The organism is Peribacillus sp. P4_C12 (assembly GCF_056402095.1).
The window spans coordinates 1-1,305 of record NZ_JBFUIB010000818.1 but is presented as its reverse complement, the minus strand read 5'-3'; the positions used below and the strand labels follow the sequence as shown (position 1 = coordinate 1,305).

General features: G+C 32.4%; 2 protein-coding genes. Both read right to left on the bottom strand.

Annotated features, from left to right (window positions below; translation table 11 throughout):
- Positions 1-137 precede the first annotated feature (137 nt).
- Entirely contained in the window at positions 138-683 is a 546-nt protein-coding gene (locus tag AC1DUW_RS29320; RefSeq protein ID WP_098371971.1) for a hypothetical protein, read from the bottom strand.
- 157 nt (positions 684-840) lie between these two features.
- The coding region (locus tag AC1DUW_RS29315) for a GGDEF domain-containing protein (RefSeq protein ID WP_477644244.1) at positions 841-1,305 on the bottom strand (465 nt) is incomplete at its 5' end.

The window sequence follows — 1,305 nt, the reverse complement described above, 5'->3', positions numbered from 1 at the left end:
GAATCGTAGTTACGTCCTTTTCTCCATGCTTCGATTGATTCTATAACAAGTTCTATAATTATTTTATAATTTTCATAATAATCTTTTAATATTAAGTCAAAATCTTTGATAAACATGATAAAATGATACGTTTTCGTTTAATCCTCATCACTTGTAATCGGAACTTTATTGTACGGATAATCAGAAAAATTCGAAACGAAGTCAAAACCTATTCCGTCATGGCCTACCCAAAGATAATATCTATCTTTTGATGTCGTTTTTGTATAATCCAAAATAAATCTCGCTAAACCAATGTCACTCGTAAAATCCATTTCTATTGTTTTCTCAGTAGAAAACAAAATACTATCATTGTTAAAAGCGTCCAAATAGGCTTTAGGAAAATAATTGACTAGCTCTTCAATATTATTTATTTCTACTAAATGATGATAATTTCTAGGCGCAACTTTCGATGTTTTTGCTCCTTTCGATATATTAATTTCCTTCGAACCACTAATTCCATGCAAATAAATCGGATACTTATTTAATTTTTTTAAAAATTCTTTTAAGCTTTGGCTATAACTCGTAGTTAAATCCTCTTCAACTGAATCAATAAAAAAATAAAAATTAATCATCCCTCTCTTCCCAGATTTAAAAATATATGAAAAACCGTCTCCAACTAAAAAATCATTTAATGATATTTCCATTACCATACCACCTTATAATTTGCTGATGTGGAGTTAGTATAGTTTCATGGACACATTTTAGTTAAGTCCTTACAAATCACTACTTCACCAGCCGTAAATATTAGAAATTATTAATCTTAAATGTAACAGCTAGTTGAAAGGTAAATTTCTATTATACTCACATTCCATTWGAWGACTGGCGTGCAGTGGGAATTTTTGTCCTGATTTTTACGTTAAACATTCTCTGTTCAGCAACATGAAGAATCTCGTCTAATGAGTTGCCTTCTTCCGGATAGTGGGCGTTACCAATAGCAATCCCAATGCCCAAAGGGATTTTGGCCTTATCAATTTGTTCTAGAATGTCGGATTCCAAATTGTCTATGAAAACTTCTGTATCTTTTTGGGTAAACCCTGAAGCGATAATGATAAATTCATCGCTGCCCCATCGTGCCACAACATCGGAGTTTCTGGTGTGGTCCAATAAAAGCATAGACAGCCCTTTTAACCAATGATCTCCTGTTTCGTGACCTAATCGGTGATTTAAATCTTTAAAGTTAATTACATCGATTATGACCACAGCGAAAGGAGAGTTTGTCTGAACTGATTTTACTTTCTTTTTCTGCATAATCTTTAAGGCGTACCT